The organism is Rathayibacter sp. AY1D2 (assembly GCF_002932695.1).
Taxonomy (GTDB): Bacteria; Actinomycetota; Actinomycetes; order Actinomycetales; family Microbacteriaceae; genus Rathayibacter.
Window position 1 is genome coordinate 1 of sequence record NZ_PSVX01000139.1, and the last position, 506, is coordinate 506.

Consider the following 506-nt stretch of genomic DNA (forward strand, 5'->3'; position numbering starts at 1 on the left):
GGGAGGGCCGCGTCGGCCGGAGCGGGTGGAGGGAGGAGTGCCGTCGTCGTCATGAGCCGATCCTCGTCAGGCGGCGGACTCTGCGGAGAGGCGATCGGCGGATCGGTGGACGAGAGGCGCCGAGCGCCTCCTGTGGAGGGACCGACCGGCGCGATCGGCGTCGTTCCGGGCGTCTCGAGGCCGGAATCGCCGGAGATCCGGGGCGGGGCTGGTAGGTTACCGACGGTCCGACCGGTTGAGGACGTCCGTCCCCGGCCGAGGACGATCCATCGAAACCAGCTGTTCCGACAGCGAGAACGTCCTGGGAGGACACTCCATGGCTGACAAGTCGCTCAACCGCACCGAGCTCGTCGCGAAGATCGCCGCCGACTCCGGCCAGAGCCAGGCCGCCGTCAACGGCGTCCTCGACTCGCTCTTCACCACCCTCGCCGACTCCGTGTCGAACGACGTGAAGGTCACCATCCCCGGCTGGATCGCCGTCGAGCGCACCTCCCGCGCCGCGCGCA

1 protein-coding gene is annotated in these 506 nt (G+C 70.4%); it reads left to right on the plus strand.

Translation table 11 applies throughout. The annotated features are described in order from the left end of the window. Positions 1 to 316: 316 nt before the first annotated feature. The coding region (locus tag C5D04_RS17800) for an HU family DNA-binding protein (protein ID WP_104348147.1) at positions 317 to 506 on the plus strand (190 nt) is incomplete at its 3' end.